General features: G+C 45.4%; 9 protein-coding genes and 1 pseudogene. 4 read left to right on the plus strand and 6 right to left on the minus strand.

Annotated elements, in window-relative coordinates:
* Window positions 1-19 precede the first annotated feature (19 nt).
* The 6 genes from LZZ85_RS13145 to LZZ85_RS13170 form a co-directional block, all read right to left on the minus strand.
* Window positions 20-3,502, minus strand: a complete 3,483-nt coding sequence (locus tag LZZ85_RS13145) for a discoidin domain-containing protein (RefSeq protein WP_237872410.1) — start codon at window positions 3,500-3,502, stop codon at window positions 20-22.
* 18 nt (window positions 3,503-3,520) lie between these two features.
* Window positions 3,521-5,368, minus strand: coding sequence for a beta-L-arabinofuranosidase domain-containing protein (locus LZZ85_RS13150; RefSeq protein WP_237872412.1), 1,848 nt, complete (start codon window positions 5,366-5,368; stop codon window positions 3,521-3,523).
* Between the two features lie 249 nt (window positions 5,369-5,617).
* The gene (locus LZZ85_RS13155) at window positions 5,618-7,384 is read right to left on the minus strand and encodes a RagB/SusD family nutrient uptake outer membrane protein (RefSeq protein ID WP_237872414.1); all 1,767 of its coding nucleotides are present in this window, start codon (window positions 7,382-7,384) and stop codon (window positions 5,618-5,620) included.
* Between the two features lie 19 nt (window positions 7,385-7,403).
* Window positions 7,404-10,754 (minus strand): SusC/RagA family TonB-linked outer membrane protein, encoded by a 3,351-nt coding sequence (locus LZZ85_RS13160; protein ID WP_237872416.1) that lies wholly within the window; start codon window positions 10,752-10,754, stop codon window positions 7,404-7,406.
* A gap of 350 nt (window positions 10,755-11,104) precedes the next feature.
* Window positions 11,105-12,124 carry a FecR family protein gene (locus LZZ85_RS13165; protein ID WP_237872418.1) on the minus strand — a complete coding sequence of 340 codons (1,020 nt, stop codon included), beginning with the start codon at window positions 12,122-12,124 and terminating at the stop codon, window positions 11,105-11,107.
* 227 nt (window positions 12,125-12,351) lie between these two features.
* The gene (locus LZZ85_RS13170; RefSeq protein ID WP_237872420.1) at window positions 12,352-12,936 is read right to left on the minus strand and encodes an RNA polymerase sigma factor; all 585 of its coding nucleotides are present in this window, start codon (window positions 12,934-12,936) and stop codon (window positions 12,352-12,354) included.
* 280 nt (window positions 12,937-13,216) lie between these two features.
* Here LZZ85_RS13170 and LZZ85_RS13175 point away from each other — a divergent pair, with 280 nt between their 5' ends.
* The 4 genes and pseudogenes from LZZ85_RS13175 to LZZ85_RS28810 form a co-directional block, all read left to right on the plus strand.
* Window positions 13,217-13,636 (plus strand): hypothetical protein, encoded by a 420-nt coding sequence (locus LZZ85_RS13175; RefSeq protein WP_237872422.1) that lies wholly within the window; start codon window positions 13,217-13,219, stop codon window positions 13,634-13,636.
* Between the two features lie 434 nt (window positions 13,637-14,070).
* The gene (locus LZZ85_RS13180) at window positions 14,071-14,898 is read left to right on the plus strand and encodes a DKNYY domain-containing protein (protein WP_237872424.1); all 828 of its coding nucleotides are present in this window, start codon (window positions 14,071-14,073) and stop codon (window positions 14,896-14,898) included.
* 628 nt (window positions 14,899-15,526) lie between these two features.
* Window positions 15,527-17,863 carry a VWD domain-containing protein gene (locus LZZ85_RS13185; protein ID WP_237872426.1) on the plus strand — a complete coding sequence of 779 codons (2,337 nt, stop codon included), beginning with the start codon at window positions 15,527-15,529 and terminating at the stop codon, window positions 17,861-17,863.
* Window positions 17,864-18,002: 139 nt separating this feature from the next.
* Window positions 18,003-18,253: pseudogene (locus LZZ85_RS28810) on the plus strand (abortive infection family protein); the annotation flags it as partial.
* Window positions 18,254-19,013 lie beyond the last annotated feature (760 nt).

The following is a 19,013-nucleotide window of genomic DNA, read 5'->3' on the forward strand; positions in this document are numbered from 1 at the left end:
AATAGATGATCTTGTTGATTTATTTGTCTGCCTTTAATATCCTTTGGATATAATATCCGTGATCAGATGAACGTAAAGAAAGGATATACATTCCCGGGATCAGTGCCCTGGTGTCGATCGTATTACTTCCGCCATTTAAACGTCCCTGTTTGATCATTGCACCTTGAATACTGATCAACTGGTATGTCCATTCGTTTTGACCGGACGGTATATTTAGTGTAAGCCTGTCTGTAACGGGGTTTGGATATATGTTTATCTTAAATGGTTGTTCTTCTCCAGTTTTAATTTTTTCCGGTATGGGCTGCGTCGCATTTTTTTGAATGACGCCATTCCCTGCATAAATATCAAAAGCATCCCAGTCAGAATAGTAATCTGATGAAGATGCATGTTTGTCATTCCTTACAACCATCCGAAGCGTATGTTCTCCGTTGGCGAGACCGGTTTTCTGATAGCAAATAGCCTGCAGCATATCCACAGCGTTATACGTGTCAACTGTAGAATCGAATACACCATCGATATAGATATCTGCTTTTCCATGATCGCTGCTTTTCTTCCCGATCCATCGAACTCCGGTGCCAGTGAATTTGAACTCTGCATAGCTGCCGGCAACGTTTGAATAATGGGCATCCTGCAGATAATATCCGGTAACGGGAGTAGCGGGACAATTGTAATAATAGGCGGCTGTTGCGTTATCATTGCGTCTTGACCAGCTGCTGCCGGTGGAATCGTTATAAACCTCCATTTCAAGAACAGCATATCCCCAGGTTCCACCAGCATCCAGTACGCAGGATGTTGGATTCAACCGCAGATAACGATAAGCGGTATTTCCAAAGGCATTATATGTTTTGGTACCACCGGCTCCCGCCGCTTCTGTCACCAATGTGTGCCAGGTATAGCGATCGTCTGATGCCTGGATTGTATAAACAGATGCGTAGTTGGTCGTCCCTGACTTGAACACGATCCGGTTGAACGCCTTTACTGCTCCGAGATCAATGGTCAGTTTCCAGGGTGTTGTCCTGGAACTTGCCTGCGCGTAGGTTCCGTCATTGCCGTCATTGGTTTTATCCGCATTGTAACCGGTATACATTTCCTGGTCGGAGAGTACAGGTTTGTTCAAGGCGAGGTTTGCGGTGTTTGGCGCTGTTGCAGAATCGTTGTAAATCTCGAAGTCGAGAATGGTATGCCCCCAATCGCCAGAACTCAATACCGTTGCAGTCGGATTCAGTCTGACATACCGGTAAGTCACACTGCCAAAGTTCTTGTAAGTTTTGGTAAGGCCGCTGCTGGCTGTTTCTGTAACGAATGTTGTCCAGGAAGAACCATTGTTGGATCCCTGTATGGTGTACTGCGATGCATACTCGCTGGCACCTGATTTGAATACAACGCGGTTAAATTTTGTACTGCTATCGAGATCTATTGCAAGTTTCCACGGCGTGGTACGCGAACTGCCTTGTGCAAATCCGGTGATTGTTCCATCTACCGCTTTATCGGCACCATGACCTGTATACATTCCCTGGTCAGAGGTGGCGGTCTTGTTCAAAGCGAGATTGATCAGCGCAGGTAAAGCGCCGTGCGTGATATTCAGGTTGGAAACATAGCTTTGAACATCGATATTGCCATTTGTTGCGTCCGTTACAACAGCGCCTTCTCTTACATAGTTCACGAAATTCACTCCATTGACATCATGTGATCCGTCTACGCCTTTTAAAAGCGATTGTCTTTCGTACTTACCGTTATAGGTAAGGTTTGAAACAGTAATATTCCTGATCGATCCGGCATTTTCACCGGGGAAGCGCTCATCTGTTCTGAACTGGAAGATGGATGAATTACCGGCAGCTCTGAATGAATCGATCCGGATATTGTCAAATACCACATCGGAGATCCGGTTACCGCCATTCGGCCAGAGCTTGAAACAGCCATTGAATTTGTCGAGATCATACACGCCCTGCTGGTTTACGATATCAATATTCTGAAAGCTGAGATTGCTGATGGGTTGGCCGCCGCTGCTGCCGCTTAAACCGATCAGCGCAATATGAGCATCGTCTCCAAAGAACACGCTGTTCTTAAAAGTATTGTTATTGCCGGCAGCATAGTGATACATTACCAGTAAGTCATCGCAGGCTCTGAAAAACACATTGTCGACAATTCCATTGGTTGAGCCACTGAAGTGTACACCATCTGAATTCACATCACGCCCAAACAAATGAACACCTTTTACAACAGGTCGTGAAGAGAAGTTCATTACGATCGACCACATCGGCGGATCAAGGATCGTGATCCCTTCCACTCTGTTGTCTGAACCACTGATCATCCAAATGGCACCGGTACGTCCTTCACTTTGCGGAGTGGTGAGCGTATGCCGCAAACCACTGCAATCCAGTAATCCTCTTCCTTTAACGGTGATCCTGTCCACCGCATCACTCATGATCGAACCTTTCACACTTGCACCACCCGGAATATAAACAGTGGTGCCGCTTTTACCAAGATAGAAGGCTTCGCCGGCATGCCAGTTGCCATAAGCGGTAGGTGAGATATAGGCAGAGATATTACTGCCATCAACCGCATATTCGTAGCCCGGCATTGCCCCGCTGATGGCTTTGTTCAGGGCAAGATTAACAGTGCCTCCTACGGCATACACCATGAACTCATTGATCACAGAGGCGAATACATAGGATGATGCCGCATTGTTACCCAGTAATTTCAATCGCACATATCGCGCATTAACGGCGGAGAAGGTCTGCGTGATCGTACCCGTACTGGTGTTGCCTGTTCCATCGTATGCGGTGATGTAAGCATCACCAGCATTCAGTTTTGTCTCCACCACGTATTTTACTTTGCCGGTATTGGTCTGGTAATTTCCCTGGTTCAACCCGATCTTGTCGATGGAGTAGCTGGCGCCAAGATCAAGCTCAAGCCATAGGCCACTAGGCAGTGTGTGCGCGCCCGGCTTAAAGTAATACGTATTCTTTCCGGCTGGTAATTCATAGGGTATCGGATCACCAGGATTGATCGCGTATACGTTGGATGCACTTACGGATGGTGCATCTGTTTCAGGAAGATTGGTGTTAATGTGCAGCACGTCTGTTTCCCAGTCATTATTGATCCGGACAACGATCTTCCTTGGCGCATTCGGGTCCTGTGCCACAGGAAAGGTGAGTGTGCTGCCGCTTTGTGTGGCATTTATGGCGTATGACCATGGCCTGATATCATAGGAAGAGATGGAGCCCCCATTGTACGTAACCTTTATCTCCGCGGAACCGGAGAAATCAAAATTAACCATGGATGAATTATTGACCGATCCATTCTGATGGCCAACTTTTACATTGTACTCAAACAGATCAGTCCAGGAAATATCTCCCTGTTTCCTCACCTGGACGGTAAATTTAGTATTGGCCGTCGTGCCTGATGGGGGCGTCCAGACATTCAGCACGTTTTGTGCCGTTGCGATCATGTTGCTAAAACAACAGGCAAGCACAAGCATTAAGGGGTATTTTTTTCGCATGGCAGGTTTATTTGGTGATTAATTGGATGGCTTTTTAGCATTCGGATCGAATGGATTCAGCATCGATTGGGTATTCGCGCCTTTGTTGGTTCCTGGCTCAGATGCAAACTGCAGCCTTGTCATTAGGTATGCATGCTTGTTGAAGGTGAGTGCACCAACCGGACGGAGAACGCTTTGCAGATCCGAGGGAAAACCCGAATGACTGTAGCGAACAGGAAAACGAATGCCCGTGATTGCCGGAGACGCTAAAACCGGAGTAATCGCTTTCAGATAGACGGTGTTATCATTCGGCTCGGCAACAAAGATGGGATCAGTTTTATCATCCGCCCCCATGAGGTAAGGGCCATAATGCAGGCTTCCTGCTACCGGGGAAGAACTGAGTTGCGAAGGCGTAATTGATTTGGCATTGCCTGTATGTATCGATACGCGGTATTTAAAACCTACGCGAATCACAGTGCCGGCGGAATGATTGCCAAGCTGTAGGTAATCATCTTTAGCCGGTGTAGAAATCTTTTTGCCGTTTATCATCACTTCCATTTTTTCTGCCCATGAAGGAACCCGAAGAGCAACCGGTCCGGCTTTGGCATCAATGGAGTTCAACCTGATGTGGAAGAACTGCAATCCATCAGAAGGTTTGTCTTTTGTGATGGTATAGCCGATCTTTTTATCTGTATACGTTGTTTCGATATAAAGATTCAGCCTGATCCCTTCTGCTGTATGTTCTGTCATGTATTCATTCCTGACTTCATACATCGCACGAAGTCCATGCATCGTGCAGCACCACCAGGATGCATGAAGGAAGTCAGGGCTTGACCCTTCTGCGTTCAACACGTGGTGACCGAAATCACCGGTGTAATACTGATTGAAGTAAAGAGCATTCAGTAAGGAGAATTCACCTTTATCGAGATAGGTTTTGTTCCCGGTTACTTTATAAAGATCAAAACTCAACCGCAGGAAATCGGCGGTGGAACATCCTTCATCACGATCCACATCCATGTGTCCGAAATATTCTCTCACGCTGCCGAATGAAGTGTAATCATCCGAACTAACCAGGTCGTCATATTGTTTGCGGACAAAATCAAGGTGTTCCGGTTTGTGATCATAATTGTAAAGCATCAGCACACCGCGCAGCGTACTCAGGTAGCCATGCGTGTGTTGTTTGCCGCGGGGTGGAAGTACAGGATATGTTTTCGCTGCAATGTTTGCGTATTTTGCATCACCGGAGAATTCGGTAAGCATGATCAGTCCTTCGATGTACTGTGTAAAACAAATAATGCCCATGGCCATCATCCCTTCGAGTCTTTTGGAGACGGCAGGGGTGGAGCATACTTCATAGGAACTGATAAAGAAATCTCCAAGGCGTTTGGCAGCCTGTAAGGCATTGGGGTCATGGTATTCTTTATAATACTGCATCAGTCCCACCAGCAGACGACCATTTCCCCAGAGAAGTGCCATGTGTTCGCCGCTGATCTTATCTTCTGTGAAGATGAGGTCTTTACTTCCGAATCTGCCGTCGGCCTGTTGAAAACTGATGAGTTTGCTGACGAGTTGTGGTAATTGAATACGGTTTGATTTTTTGGGCGCCATTGAGAGCACTTCTATATAACGGCCCGAAAGATCACCGGAGAAATTATAGAATCTTCTCGGATTGGCGGGATCAAGATTGACGTCTGCGAGAATGAATTGCTCTGTGTATTGTGGGATCATTTTGCTGGTCGTAAGCCGGTTCAGGGTCATTTGCATACGATAGTCAAATTCATGGCGAGACAGGGAATCGATGTTACCTGTATTCTCCTGAGCGAAAGCTTGTCCGAGTATGTTGAGGCTAATCGTTAGGGTGAAAAGTTTAAAGCTATTGATCTTCATAGTTGCTGTTTTATTATTGAGTGGCGTAATCTCCCGCAGATTACGCAGATGGAATATTCATTCGGCCTGACAGCCGTTTGCTAAATGAACTTTACAGACATAGGGAGGTCATTGGCAGATTACGCCGATCGTCTGCGTAATCTGCGAGGGTTTTCGAATTATCAAATGTTCGAAAAACAATGCCTCTGCAAGTTTGAGAACTGTATAATCTGCGAAATCTGCGGGAAACTACGCCGGTCGTTTAATCAGTTAATTATATCCCGGATTCTCTTTCAAATTCGGATTACTTGCTGTTCTTGGAATCGTCAGCGGGAGATAATAGTTCCTCGGGTAGAACGCCAATGGAATACCATCGATATTGTTTTCGATCAGTAGAATATATTTTCTCGTATTATAATCCAGTACATACCTCAGCCCACGCATTGTTCCCGAAAAAGTATTCTCTGCAATTCGCCATCTTCGTGCATCCCAGTAGCGGTGACCTTCATAAGCAAGCTCTACTTTTCTTTCATGCCTGATCTTATTCCTGTCTATAGACGTTAGTTTCGCTATACCTGCCCGTTCACGGATAGCATTCACTGCCTCCAGTGCATCAGCAGTTCTGCCGGTCTCAAAAGCAGCTTCTGCATAGTTCAACAGTATCTCGCCTAATCTGAAAACCTGGATACTTGTGGTTGAATTGCTGTAAGTGCTGATATCGTTGTTCGGATCGAGATATTTCAATACACTGAATCCGCAGTTATTCTGGAACTGATTTCCCTGTGGAAGAATACCGTTATAGCTGTTGCTTAATTCAACATCGCCGTTTGACTTGATGATGCCGTTATAGAAAGTAAGTGTCCTTCCACGCCATTGCGTATTTTCTGTAGCGATGGTAGCGAAGAAGCGTGGATCTTTATTCGCCCAGAGTTCTTCAGTTGTCCAAAGGCGGCTCGAGATAGTTGCATCATCAAGCTTGCCGGAACTGCCATCAATGTGTTCATATTCTTCGATCATTTCAAGATAGGGGACAAGTATTTGTCCTGCACCCCATCCATTCGGCTTTGGTGTGCCAAGGAAATCATAGGCGATACCGGTTCCGCCGTTCTCCATGGGAACATTATTATGATCGCGGGCAAGGATCACTTCTTCGTTCCATTTGTCGGTGAACAGGTTTCTGTAGTTATTGATCTTGTCTGAAGGGAGTTTATTATAAAGTGAGAACTTCTTACTGTCGATGATCTCTTTGGCGGCATTATAAGCCTCAGTGTAGTATTGTTCTGTTTTAGTTGGATCGATGCCGAGAACGCCGTCCATTTGCACGGAGGCAAACTGTGCGATACTCCCTGCATAGAGCGCAGCGCGGCATTTCAGTGCGATCGCTGCATATTTTGAAGCGCGGCCACGATCGGTGCCGGATGAAATTTCTGGAAGATCTCCTGCGATGGCATTCATTTCCGAGATCACAAAATCGTAGATTGTCTGTTCTTTATCCCTGGCAGGATTAAGCGTTTCAGGAGGATCGGTAATGGATTGCGCTTTTGTGATCAATGGTACGCCTCCATATCGTTTTACCATGGCGAAATAAGAGAAGGCGCGGAGATATCTTGCTTCGGCCAGGCGTTTCTTTTTCAGGTCATCGCCGAGTGTGGTGGAAGGGATCCGGTCAATGAATTCATTTGCTTTCCGGATCGTGTTATATCCCCAGTAATCAAGCAGACCGCCGTCAATCCTGAGGTTGCCATATTTGCGGAAAGCGCGGCTTCCCCACCACCATCCACCGTCTTTGCATTCATCGGTAACGGTAGTGATATCGAAGAATCCAGATTTATAATCATCTGCGGCGAGAGGATTGAATTCAAGATCCCAGATCGTCATTTCGGCATAGATCTGTGTGAGGAATGCGTCAGCTAATGTAGGATCATTCCAAAGCACCGCATCTGAAACGATATCCAGTGGCGTTTTATCCAGCACGCTTTTCGTACAGGAGCTGAATGCAAACGCACTTATCAGTAATAATTTATTGATCTTTTTCACTGTAATTAGTTTGTGGTTCTTAAAATGAAATGTTCACGCCCAGGGTCACCGTCATTTGTTGCGGATAGTAGTAGCCGCTGCTGTTCGATGGCGCTTCAGGATCTGTTTCATATTTACGCAGCGGGTTGAAGGTGTAAAGATTTGTTCCTGCCGCATACACTCTTACCTGGTTGAACTTGATGCTGCGCAGAATATGAGCCGGAAGGTTATAACCAATCGACAATGTTTTCAAACGCAGGTAACCTGCTTTCTTGTAATAATGATCGGAATGAAGTGAGTTGGTGGCGGCGGTGCTTCCCAGTCTGGGGATGAAGGCATCTGCTGTGTTGTTTTGTTCCGTCCAACGCAATTCATAGTACACTCTTGGTGCGAGGCCATTTGCCTGCAGCAGATTGATATTGTTATAGTATCCGAATGCTCCCTGGAACAGTGCAGCAAGATCGAAGTTTTTGAATTTAAGATTGGTGTTGATACCAAACATCCAGCGGGGAACTGTTCCCTTGCCTATCTCCACCTGGTCTTTCCAATCGAGCAGACCATCTCCGTTTACATCTTTGTAGCGGATATCGCCGGGTTTCAGTGATACGTTGCCTCGACCGTCCTGGTCAAATTTCAAACCGGAGATCTCATCTTCACTGGTGAAAAGGCCATCGGACAGATAACCGAAATCCCTGTCCGTCCAGGTGCCTGACCTTTTGTATACTCGGGCCTGTTCCGGGTCTGTATAATCTGGCTCTTCAAAATGCCCCCACTTCGCTCTTGAGAATGATATGTTGCCGCTTATATCCCACATGAAGTCGGCAGAACTTCCTGATGTCCCCAATTGTAATTCGAAACCGCGGTCGCTTAAGCTGTTCAGGTTTTCAGGTGGAAGATTTGCACCGAAGGTGGATGGCAGACTTGTCAATCTGTTTGTCGGTATACCCGCACGCTCCCGATAGAATGCTTCGAACACACCATACAGTTTCCGGTTGAACAAAGAGAAATCAACACCCGCATTATATATCTTGATGCGTTCCCAGGTAAGATTGGGATTGGCCAAACCCGTTGAGGTCATACCGGTTTGCTGACTTCCGCCGAGCATCACGGGACTACCCGATACATATCCTGTGAGGTACTGGAAATTACCCACGCCATCGTTTCCTGACTGACCAAAGCTGGCGCGAAGTTTCAGGTTATCCAATGTATTGCTGATACCATCCATGAAGCTTTCTTCTGTTACTCTCCAGCCGAGTGAAACACTCGGAAAATATCCCCAGCGTTTATCGGAAGGGAATTTTGCAGAAGCATCAGCCCTCACCGTTGATTCAAGCAGGTATTTTCCTTTGTAAGCGTAATTCAATCTTCCTACAAAACTTTTCCTTCCCATTTCGGCAGCGTAGCCATTGATCGTTGCGCTTTCCAGTGTTCCCATGAATAACTGGTCAATGGCAGTGGTGAGAAAATCCCTTCTTCCCCCGGAGAAGCCATCATTGGCATAGTCGATGATCTCCATCAGTGCAAGAGCTGATACATGGTGATCTGTTGCCAATACACGGTCATAATTCAACGAGAACTGGCTGGTCAGAATGCGGCTGCGACCTGCACTTTGCGTAAGGAACGCTTTTTCGTATAAAGAGCCCGCTTTTGTATATGTTTCGCTGGCATAGTCATACGTATAGAAGGTAAGTGGTTTTACAAATGTCTTTCCATAAGAGCTATACTGAAGATAGTTGACAAATGCTTTTGCAGAAAGGCCCCTGACCGGTTTGATAGCATAGGTCAATGCGATCGTGCCTCTCAGGTTCTGGTTATCGGTGTTGTCATAACCGGCAATATCGCTATTGGTCATGAGGTGTGCACCGCCTGTGCCGCCGCCTTGTGCAAACGAATACATTGTAGGGTCGGGGAGTGTGGCTGGATACATCGGGAAGGTTTGCCAGAAATCTGTCCATAATGCGCGCTCCTGTGAGCGCCAGGGGAATCGGCGGTATTCGTTCGTTGCAGCAAGATCGAGCTGCAGTGTAAGATCATCACTGATCTTTGCATCGATATTTGATTGAAGATTGTAACGTTTGTAATTTCCACCGTTTCCGCTTTTCCAGATAGCTCCCTGGTCAACGAAGCCGAGGAAGCCGTAATATTTGATCTTATCGCTTCCGCCGCGTACAGAGAGGTTATGTTGTTGTTGTGGTGCAAATTTTCTGATCAGCAGGTCATACCAGTCGGTATTAGGGTATTGCGGATCGGTGCCATCATAGAACCGCTGAACCTGTTCCGCTGTATAAGGCGCACCGGCATCTGGCCTGCCTGAATTCAGCCATGCTTCTCTTGACATCTCGGTGATCTGTCCTGAGCTTGACATTTTTGGAAAAGCAGTGATCGCCTGCGCAGTATAAGAACTATTCAATGAAATAGTGGGTTTGCCCGATCCACCACGTTTGGTGGTAACCAGTATTACACCATTTCCAGCTCTTGATCCATATATCGCAGCGGAACCATCTTTCAGAATGGTGATCGTCTCTATCTGGTTTGGATCGATATTATTGAATTCAGTTTCTACTCCATCAACGATGATGAGTGCATTGCCAAATCCCCGGATGCTTAATGCAGCTGCATCAGCGCCCGGTTGTCCGCTTGATTGAAGAGAGATCAAGCCAGGAAGTCTTCCGGCAAGTGTATTCGCTGTGCTGGCAAGCGGTGCAGTGGTCAGTTCAGTTCCTTTGACCGTAGATACAGCGCCGGTCAGATTCGCTTTTCGTTGTTTACCATAACCCACCACCACTACATCATCCATCTGCCTGATCTCTGCTTCCATCTGTGCGTCCAGTTCGGAGCGGCTGCCAATCATAACTTCCAGTGGTTTGAACCCTGTACCGGTGATCAGCAAAACGGAATTCTCTTCCACATCGGGCAGCCGGTATTGACCCGCGTCATTGGTAACCGCTCCACGCTGCGTTCCTTTGATCGTGACAGAGATGCCGGATAATGGTTGTCCGTCTGTACCGGTGATCTTTCCCGTGATATTTTTTGTTGTATCGATCAGCGCTGAAGGCAACTGGGCAATACCCCGTTTTTCAATCACGATGATACTGTTCTTATTAACGGTATACTCAAACTTCGAGTTAGCAAAAAGAATGTTCAGCGTTTGCCGGAGTGTTCTTTTCTGCCGCGGAATACTCAGCGGCGAAGCCGATGCGACCTGGTTTTCGATGAAGGCAAACCGAAAAGGCGTTTGCTGTTCAATCTTCTTAAAGGCGGTTTTCAATGGTTCATTTTCCAACCCAAGCGTCAGAAAAGTTGAATCCAGTTCCTGGGTTTTCCCCGGAGAAGCAAACAGGATAGAGACCCCGGTAAATAAGATAGCACACAGCAAGCTCGTTAGTTTCATAACAAATGACCAATGGTTAAAGGTGGTGCATTTGACAGGGGATCGCCGCAAATGGCGTCCCATGGCAAGAAAATCCATAATTTTACAGCAGTTTTAAATGTTTACGCGAATGTTTGAAACAACCGGCTATTCTGATCTTCACTCAGAGTAGCCTTTTTTGTCACGCAGAGAGGTTAAAGGTTTAAAAGTTTAAAGGGTTAAAGGGTTATTAGTTTTAGCGTTTGATAGTTTAAAGGTTTTGCCGCTTATTCTTCCCGAAATAGTTCAAGTTTTATCGACTGTTGAGAGATCTCATTCAGGTTAAACTTTGAAACTATTAAACTATTAAACTTTTAAACTTCTCACCCCCCTCAGCGGCATCCTGCTCCTTTGATCGCTACTCCTCCAGCATCTTTCTGCCATGTGGCGCTGGTGAGCGTGCAGACAACGTCGAGCACTTGTTCAAGTCCGTTATCGCTCAGGAATGTTCCGGAGAAGCGGCAGTTGCGCATCGCTTCATTTTCAAAACGGATGGAAACGCCGTATCGATTGGCGATCATGATCGCAGCTCTTTCCCAGGTGATATCTTCAAATACGAGATCTTCAGCTTTCCATTGCATGATGTCCTTTACTTCCACTTTTGATTGCGATACTTTATGCGATTCAGTATTCACCATTATCTGATCGTTCTTCGTGAGCAGACCGAGCACTTTTTTGTTTTCCATTACCTGCACCTTGCCACTGACCACGGTTACGGCAACATCTTTTTCCCCGGGAACGGCTTTGATATTAAAAGAGGTGCCGAGTACCCGCGTTACAATGCTGCCTGTATGTACAAGGAAAGGTTTTTCCGGGTCATGCGTCACTTCAAAGAATGCTTCACCTACAAGATTTACTTCCCTGAACTCTCCATTGAACACTGGCGGGTATTCCAGCCGGCTGTTTCCATTCAGGGTGACTTTGGTGCCATCAGGCAGACTGATCACCTGGTGAGGATGGGTACCGGTTTCGATCTTATTGGCATTCGCCAGTTGTTTTTCCTGTTTTTCCTGCCTGAATAAAAAGAACAATGCAAATACCAGTAATACAGACGCGGCTGCTGCCACATACCGCGGCCATTTGCGGCGATAAAGCGGCAGGATCTTCGGACCTGTCTCGATCAACGCTGCCCGTTGCATTATTTCTTCGTACGTTTTGCCACTGTTCATTCGGGTTTCATTCCATTTATCCGGCGTATCACTGTCCCAATACCGTTTGATCTCATCAGACAAAAGATCATTATCAGATAACTCCGACGTCAATTGCCAGAATTCCTGTAGCTCTTCCCGTGAGCATTCATTGTTGATATATTTTTTAAAAAGTAATTGCAGTCTCAACGGATTTGAGGACATAGATAAAGTTTAATTATCTAAAGGACGTTGAAACGGATGGGGCAGGACTAGTGGGAGGGGAGGTTTTTTTTGAAAAGGCGGGACGTTTGACAGGTTTGGGAGGTTTGTCAGGTTTGATAGGTCCGGAAGTTTTAAAAGTTAGATATAATGATTAGGTCCGTTGTGAGAGATAAAGTACCGCGAACACAACTCTCTGAAACCTATCAAACCTGTCAAACCTCTCAAACCTACTTCGTCAGGAAAACCGCCACCAGCACATAAGTCTCAACATCGTTTGCCCTGAGGTGTTTTTTAATGCTTTTGATAGCTTCGATCATATGATTTTTGACGGTGTGGCGGGAAAGGTTGAGTTTCTGCGCGATCTCATCGTGGGTGAGTCCTTCTTCGCGGCTGAGGGTAAAGACCAGCCGGCGTTGGGGTGATAGTTGCCTGGCGGCATTGCGTAAGATCTCTTTGAGTTCGAGATCATGCAGCCGCACATCGGCGGGTATGCCGGTTCCCTGTTCCATTTCCCGCTCTATAGCTTTCTGGAGTTTGGCGTTGCGCGCTGCGATCCGGAAGAAATCCATCGATTTGTTGTAGCCGACTTTTTTCAGGAATGCATCCATATCACGGATATCGAGGATAAGCTCTCTGCCTGCCCATAATTTTACGAAGATGTCCATCATAAGTTCTTCGGCAACCTCTTTTGATTTAGTGATACCGAACAAGTGTGCAAACACTTTTTTGTGATAGCGGTCAAACAAGATCCGGAAAGATGGCTCATCTCCTTCAGCGATCTTTTTCAAGAGCGTGTATTGATCATCCTGCATGTGGCAAAGCAATTTGGAAAGTAAATGTAGGCAAATATAGTTATTCGGACGAGAGGAGCGAGGGTATGCTGTCCTGAACTGTCCTACCTATTTTTATTTAAGGCTTATTTTCAGCAAAGTTGTCAACATTCTGTGCTATGCTCAGGAAGACTAAAAACAAGATAGCCATTTGATTATTCGCGATCATAGCTTTTCTTCGCCGCCAGATTTTTTAAAATGTCTTGATCTGGATAACTTACAACACGTTTTACAATTGGCCGGTAAAGCAACGAATACTTTCATGAAAGCGCTCGGTAAAAACATACATGTAAGTAAGGTGATCGACAGTTGGGAAACTACTGAACTCATCGCCAGTCGGACTATCCTCCACCCAAATGGGTTCAACGGTTTTTTGCATTACCACGACAATGCGCATTCCAGTTTTGTACTCAGAGGTTGTGCGGAAAAGAAGATCTCACGTTATGAGCCAGCCAGGCTAGGTCACCTGGCCCCTGCGGGAGAATTGCATCAGATCACCAATGTCAGGCATCCCTCTTACCATGGCAATTTTGAGTTGCCACCCGGCTTTTTTTCCATCTATGATATCAGCTCTTCCACCATCGGCAAGGCGATTGATCATCATCCAGGTGTACGTTCCGTTATGCTGAAGGTCTTAAATTTTGTCGGTTTTTCTGAATTGGACAGGAGCGACAAGGCATAAAAATGAGACTGGAAATGAAAAACTGTTGAACGCGGACAAACCCTCATTTTCAAACTTTTCTTAATCCAAATCATTTATCTATAAACGAATCGGGGCAAAGAGATAGAATATAAATTGCAAGTTTTTTGTTTTGCTTGTTTGTTTTCATCCCTCATTCAACGAAAAGGATTAAATTTTTACTGATTGATACTTCCTGCCAGCGGTTGCTGTGCAAGCAGCAAATGCTTTGTATCTGCCATATCCTGCTATCTGCTAAGTAATGCGTTCACCAACTACTTTGTGCTGGCTGCAGTGATGATATCAGCATTACTTTGCATTTCAGCTGAAGAGCATAGCTATTCCGAATTAACTTATTAGCTCCGGGAATGTTTTCTTCTCTGAGAAAATAATCTTCGCAGGAAAAAAATAACAGAGTCAATATCATGTTTAAACTTATGAAGTGGCTTATTAAAACGATCTTGATACTGGCGGGTATTATTCCGCTGAGCCGTTGCAGTTCCGGGTACAAGCAGAAAGACGGAAAGCTGACTTTCAACGGCAAAGAATTGACCGGTGACGGTTGGCAGATCCTCAACACTTCATTCGCTGTAAATGACAGCATCATTTACTATAAAGAAAAAATTGTAGAAGATGCAGATGCAACTTCCTTTGAAGCGCTGGACGAACATTATGCTAAAGACAAAAATAATGTGTACTACTGCGAGGAATACAGGGATGGACAAACTTATTATACTACAAAAAAACAGACAATTGTCACCTTGGGAAATGCATCGCCCGCGTCGTTCCAAGTTTTGGGTGATAACTATGCCAAAGACCATAAACACGCATATTACAAGGATAAACCTTTTAAAGTAAGAGAACTCGCCAGTCTTGAAGTCGTCACAATGCGATTTGTGAAAGATCGATACGGGGTTTACCTTGATCAGAACCCCGTTAATAATGCAGATCCCAAAAGTTTTCGTATTCTAAACTCAAATTACGCGAGCGATACAAACCGTATTTATTACTATGGATATCCGAGTGACGTCCATAATGGCATTCACGAAATAAATTGCGACCGGCAAACATTTTCGTTATTAGCGTATCCGTATTCACAGGATAATAAATCTGTATATTACCTTTATACAAAAATCCCGGGTTCGGATCCAGCAAGTTTTGTTGCGTTGGAAAGTGGATATTCGAAAGACCGGGTAAATGTTTATAAAGATGGTAAAATAGTAAAGGGAGCAGAGCCTGTTACTTTCACGGTGCCTACCGAGTAAAGCAAGATTAAGCGAACTTTCATTAAATCTGCAACCATGCTCCAGGCGGGAAAATTATATAAAATGCATTGCCTGTTAGTGTCAAGCCTCGCGACTTGTTGGAAATTGTACGGGAAAACGACTTTCACAGATCCACCGCAAGAAGTGGCTATTTTTCCCTGATCTAATTTTCTATGTTCAATGGCGTTCAATACCTCGCCCGGAGCCAGGGCTGCTACTCGCTACGTATGTAATCCTTCACATTCCTTGTCCCTATCATATTGCTTTTTCATTTGCACCTGCTGTTTTGTAGTGGATTGCATCTTCAAAAACTGAAGTCGCTTGAGAGCGATCTCGTGTAATCCCAGTGATGTTGAGACTATGTAAAGACTCAACGCTTTTTAATAAGGACTCTGTTAATACGGGTCTTCTTGATAATATAATAAATATTAGCGTTTGACGAAGCTGAGATCGCCAGATTAACCCTGTTTTCCTCAGCAAGATTAAACGTTCTGCCGTCGCGACCGCTTCGTTAGATTGCCCTGAAGCATCGTCCTCAGTCAATTCACAAGGTTTTTTGTCCGGATTACTCAACCAGTGGACTCTTGAATGTATGTTGATAAGATCTTTGCGGGCAAACCTTATCAACATGAAAGTAAGAACCGGCTCACACAAGTTCAGGATACGCTTTGTTTTGTCCCTCATATTTCTGTCCTGTATCGCATTCCACGCTTGTACGAAGAAAGATGCTCCGCCGGAGAATCCGCCCATACCTCCATCAAAGCCGATCAGTCAACCGGATAAATATATCATCACGTCAGTAAAAGGCGCTGATAAGAACCTGGGTCTGCTGATCAATGATCCTCTTTCAAAAATGCAGTATGCCGCATTTGGATCAAAGGATGATCATGGTAAACCCGATACCATCTACCTGATCGTTGAAACGCATGCGGAAACGGGTGGTTGGCTATCGCATGAACTTAATGAAGACTATACGCCGTCTTCCACCACTACATCAACGGGTCATACCATCGAGTATGAGGATTTCGACAATAACACAAAGACAGGATCTGTCACTATCAAGAATACGGCAACAGGTGCCATCATTCACAATACCGGCAAGATCAAATTCAATGATGATGTCTGGAATAGTTTTGAACGAATAAAAGAGCTTAACAAGCAAAGGCCCGGTTTCCCTCCCCACTGGCAAAGTGAACTCGTTTATGTTGGGTCTGCGGCCTTTGGATGTATCATGGGCGTTGCGGGATTGAGTACGGGTAATCCACTGGCCCTCGGCTGGGGAATCTATAATACTTATCAGAACTGTAAATCTTTTGCAGAAGCTGCCAATAATATCCTGAATGGTCAGCCGGCTTTTGGTTGTATTTCTACCATGGATAACGTGAACGCCTTATCCGGTTTCGCCGAAACCATTTCGCAGGGAGGCGGCTTAGGTTCTCTTGCCACCGGACTGGTGCCTGCCATTATGAATTACGTGGCGCAAGATGGCGTAGCAGGTCAGTGTGAGGACGAAGATGAACCGGATGATCTGCTGCCTGCCGGGGGCGGCCAGGGAGATCCGCATATCTATACGCCGGATGGCAAAACCTATGACTTTCATGGTTTCGGAGAATTCATCGCCATGAAATCTCTTACAGATAATTTTGAAGTGCAGGTCCGCCAGGAAAAACTGCCCTACATCAAAGCCCAGGCAACAGTGAACCGGGGTGTAGCCGTGCAAACAGGGACCGACATCGTTTGCGTTACTGTTGCGCCGCAAAGACTATATATCAACAACCAGTTGCATGATTTCAATTTTCAGGCCCTTTCACTCCAGCAGGGCGCTTCACTCGAAATGAAACAGGAGGGGCCGTTCCCGATACTTGTCATCCGCTCGAAATATGGAGACCTTGTAAAAGTGAGATTGGACCAAACGTTCAATGGAAGCATGATCGATTACAAGATCCTTGCAGTGAAAAGCCGTGCGGGAAAAACAAAAGGACTGCTGGGAAATGCAGATGGAAACAAAGACAATGATCTGCAGTTGGCAAACGGACAAGTGATCGAATATTCGTTTGAGAATATCTATCCGGCTTTCGCCAACAGTTGGCGCATCACACAGTCCAATTCGTTGTTTTACTATGAACAGGGAAAGAATACATCTTCTCACACACAATTGGATTTTCCATCAAAACCCGTTGAAATAACAGCAGAGAAATTGGCTTGGGCGGAACAGATCTGCAAAACCGCCGGCGTTACACTGCAGCCTGCGCTGTGCAATTGCACGATGGATGTTGCCGTGTCTGACGACCCGGTGTTCTCCTCCTCTGCATTATGGGATCAGATCACGTGGATGCCTGGTTCAGCGCCCTTCGACATGCAACACACGGCACTGCAGGGCGATGCAAAATTGATTGATGGCCGGCTGCGGCTGACGCCAGCGACTGTATTTACTTCCGGGCAGGCATTTCATACAACACCGGTTACAGGTGATTTTGAAACAACGTTTTCATTCCGGCTTCCGGTTTCAGGCAATGGCGGCGCTGATGGCTTCGCGTTGCTGATCGCCAAAGAAATCCCGACCCTCAAGATCAACACCTATCCGGGCTCTGCAGGTAAACTCGGATATGAAGGTGTTCCATCATCGCTTGCCGTGGAATTTGACACATGGCCTGACGCAGGCGAAAATGGCAATCACGTGGCCATCCACACAAAAGGCATACAACCCAACAGCACGCATTATTCCAATGCTAAGGTTTATAATGGGAATATACCCGAAATTCAGGGGCTGGTAATTCACAAGGCGAAAGTGAAATATACAGGAAATAAGATCACCGTATGGCTTGATGGCAACCAAGTACTGGAATACAACGTGAATCTTTTCACTTCACTTGGTTTGTCAGATAAATTCTTCATAGGCCTTGTTGCTTCAACCAGTGGCTCTTTCCAGGAGCATAATATCCTGGAATGGAAACTTACCCAATAAATTCTCCCACAACAAGCCACGGCAAAACGGCAACGATCAACGTGTAAAGTAGGGACGGAATACAGAGTGTCATTCTGAATGCCTAAAGGCTTCTGAAAGTACATTGAAAGTGATTTGCAAAGAATAAAACTGGCAATATTGCACTACTGATACTGCGAGCAAATTGGTAAAGATCTGTCTGGACAACCAAATGATTCCATCATTTACCCAAACACAGTTCAATTCGATACAAAGTCTTCCTGAAAGTGGAATTGCAAGTATAGAAACAGGCTAGGGGGTCACGGACATGGCCAAGTTCCTAAAAAGGTTGAGGATGAAATAACGCGCTATGCCTTGAATCTTACAGGTTCTAATATAGTTTTTCTTGTTGAAGAAAGTGGAATAAGATAGTTATCAAACCCTGAAGTTTTTAAACAAAAAACAATAGGCGGACATTGTGCGCATGCCCGCTGTTCATAGTCTAGCTTACCTGTGACGATTCCCCAAACTCTCAAGCGTAGGAATATACACTCTATTATTTCAGCAACAAAGAAGGTTATATGGGATTAAGCGTTGGTGCGAGAATAATTTGGAGGCATTAAAAGAGTTAAGACCAGATTTTAACTTTAGTGCGTGGGTAGAGTTGGATGCGTATGCCCGACAGGCAGTCTGGCAACACCTCAAAGAGCATTTTTTCATTTATGTCACAGTAAATAGAAATCGGCTACGAGCAATTTTCTCTTTTTTTCGCGCTTTGAGTTGCAATCTCGACGGGTGTGACAATTCGTCTCGGTTCTTACGAAAAGAAATATCACACGTTCATCTGGGAATATCACTTTGCGGCATCCAGTGCATCATTACGACTAGATTCGAACTGGTCTCGTAATGAGTTATATATCAATTGTCTTCCATGACCATTTGCAAAAGACTCATGGAATGACTCAAGAAACTTTGATTTTTATGAAGAGCTAGTCAAATTTACATACTTTGACGCATTTTTTATTTTAAGAATCAGGAACGGAAGTTTCTGATAATAGGTTGTTTTCCTTAACTCCGTCTCTGTCTCAGTGCGCTGATAATCCTGATGGCTTACGATGCCTCACATGTTGTATAAGGAATGGTTTATCAGATTTAGTCAAAAATCCGATTCAATTTCTTTGTGAAAGGGGCG

It is taken from the genome of Terrimonas ginsenosidimutans (assembly GCF_022012415.1).
GTDB classification, from domain to species: Bacteria; Bacteroidota; Bacteroidia; order Chitinophagales; family Chitinophagaceae; genus Terrimonas_A; species Terrimonas_A ginsenosidimutans.

Coding starts and splice junctions, on each gene's coding strand:
- LZZ85_RS13160 (WP_237872416.1), bottom strand. CDS start 10,754: ATGAAACTAACGAGCTTGCTGTGTGCTATCTTATTTACCGGGGTCTCT.
- LZZ85_RS13165 (WP_237872418.1), bottom strand. CDS start 12,124: ATGTCCTCAAATCCGTTGAGACTGCAATTACTTTTTAAAAAATATATC.
- LZZ85_RS13145 (WP_237872410.1), bottom strand. CDS start 3,502: ATGCGAAAAAAATACCCCTTAATGCTTGTGCTTGCCTGTTGTTTTAGC.
- LZZ85_RS13185 (WP_237872426.1), top strand. CDS start 15,527: ATGAAAGTAAGAACCGGCTCACACAAGTTCAGGATACGCTTTGTTTTG.
- LZZ85_RS13150 (WP_237872412.1), bottom strand. CDS start 5,368: ATGAAGATCAATAGCTTTAAACTTTTCACCCTAACGATTAGCCTCAAC.
- LZZ85_RS13180 (WP_237872424.1), top strand. CDS start 14,071: ATGAAGTGGCTTATTAAAACGATCTTGATACTGGCGGGTATTATTCCG.
- LZZ85_RS13175 (WP_237872422.1), top strand. CDS start 13,217: ATGAAAGCGCTCGGTAAAAACATACATGTAAGTAAGGTGATCGACAGT.
- LZZ85_RS13170 (WP_237872420.1), bottom strand. CDS start 12,936: ATGCAGGATGATCAATACACGCTCTTGAAAAAGATCGCTGAAGGAGAT.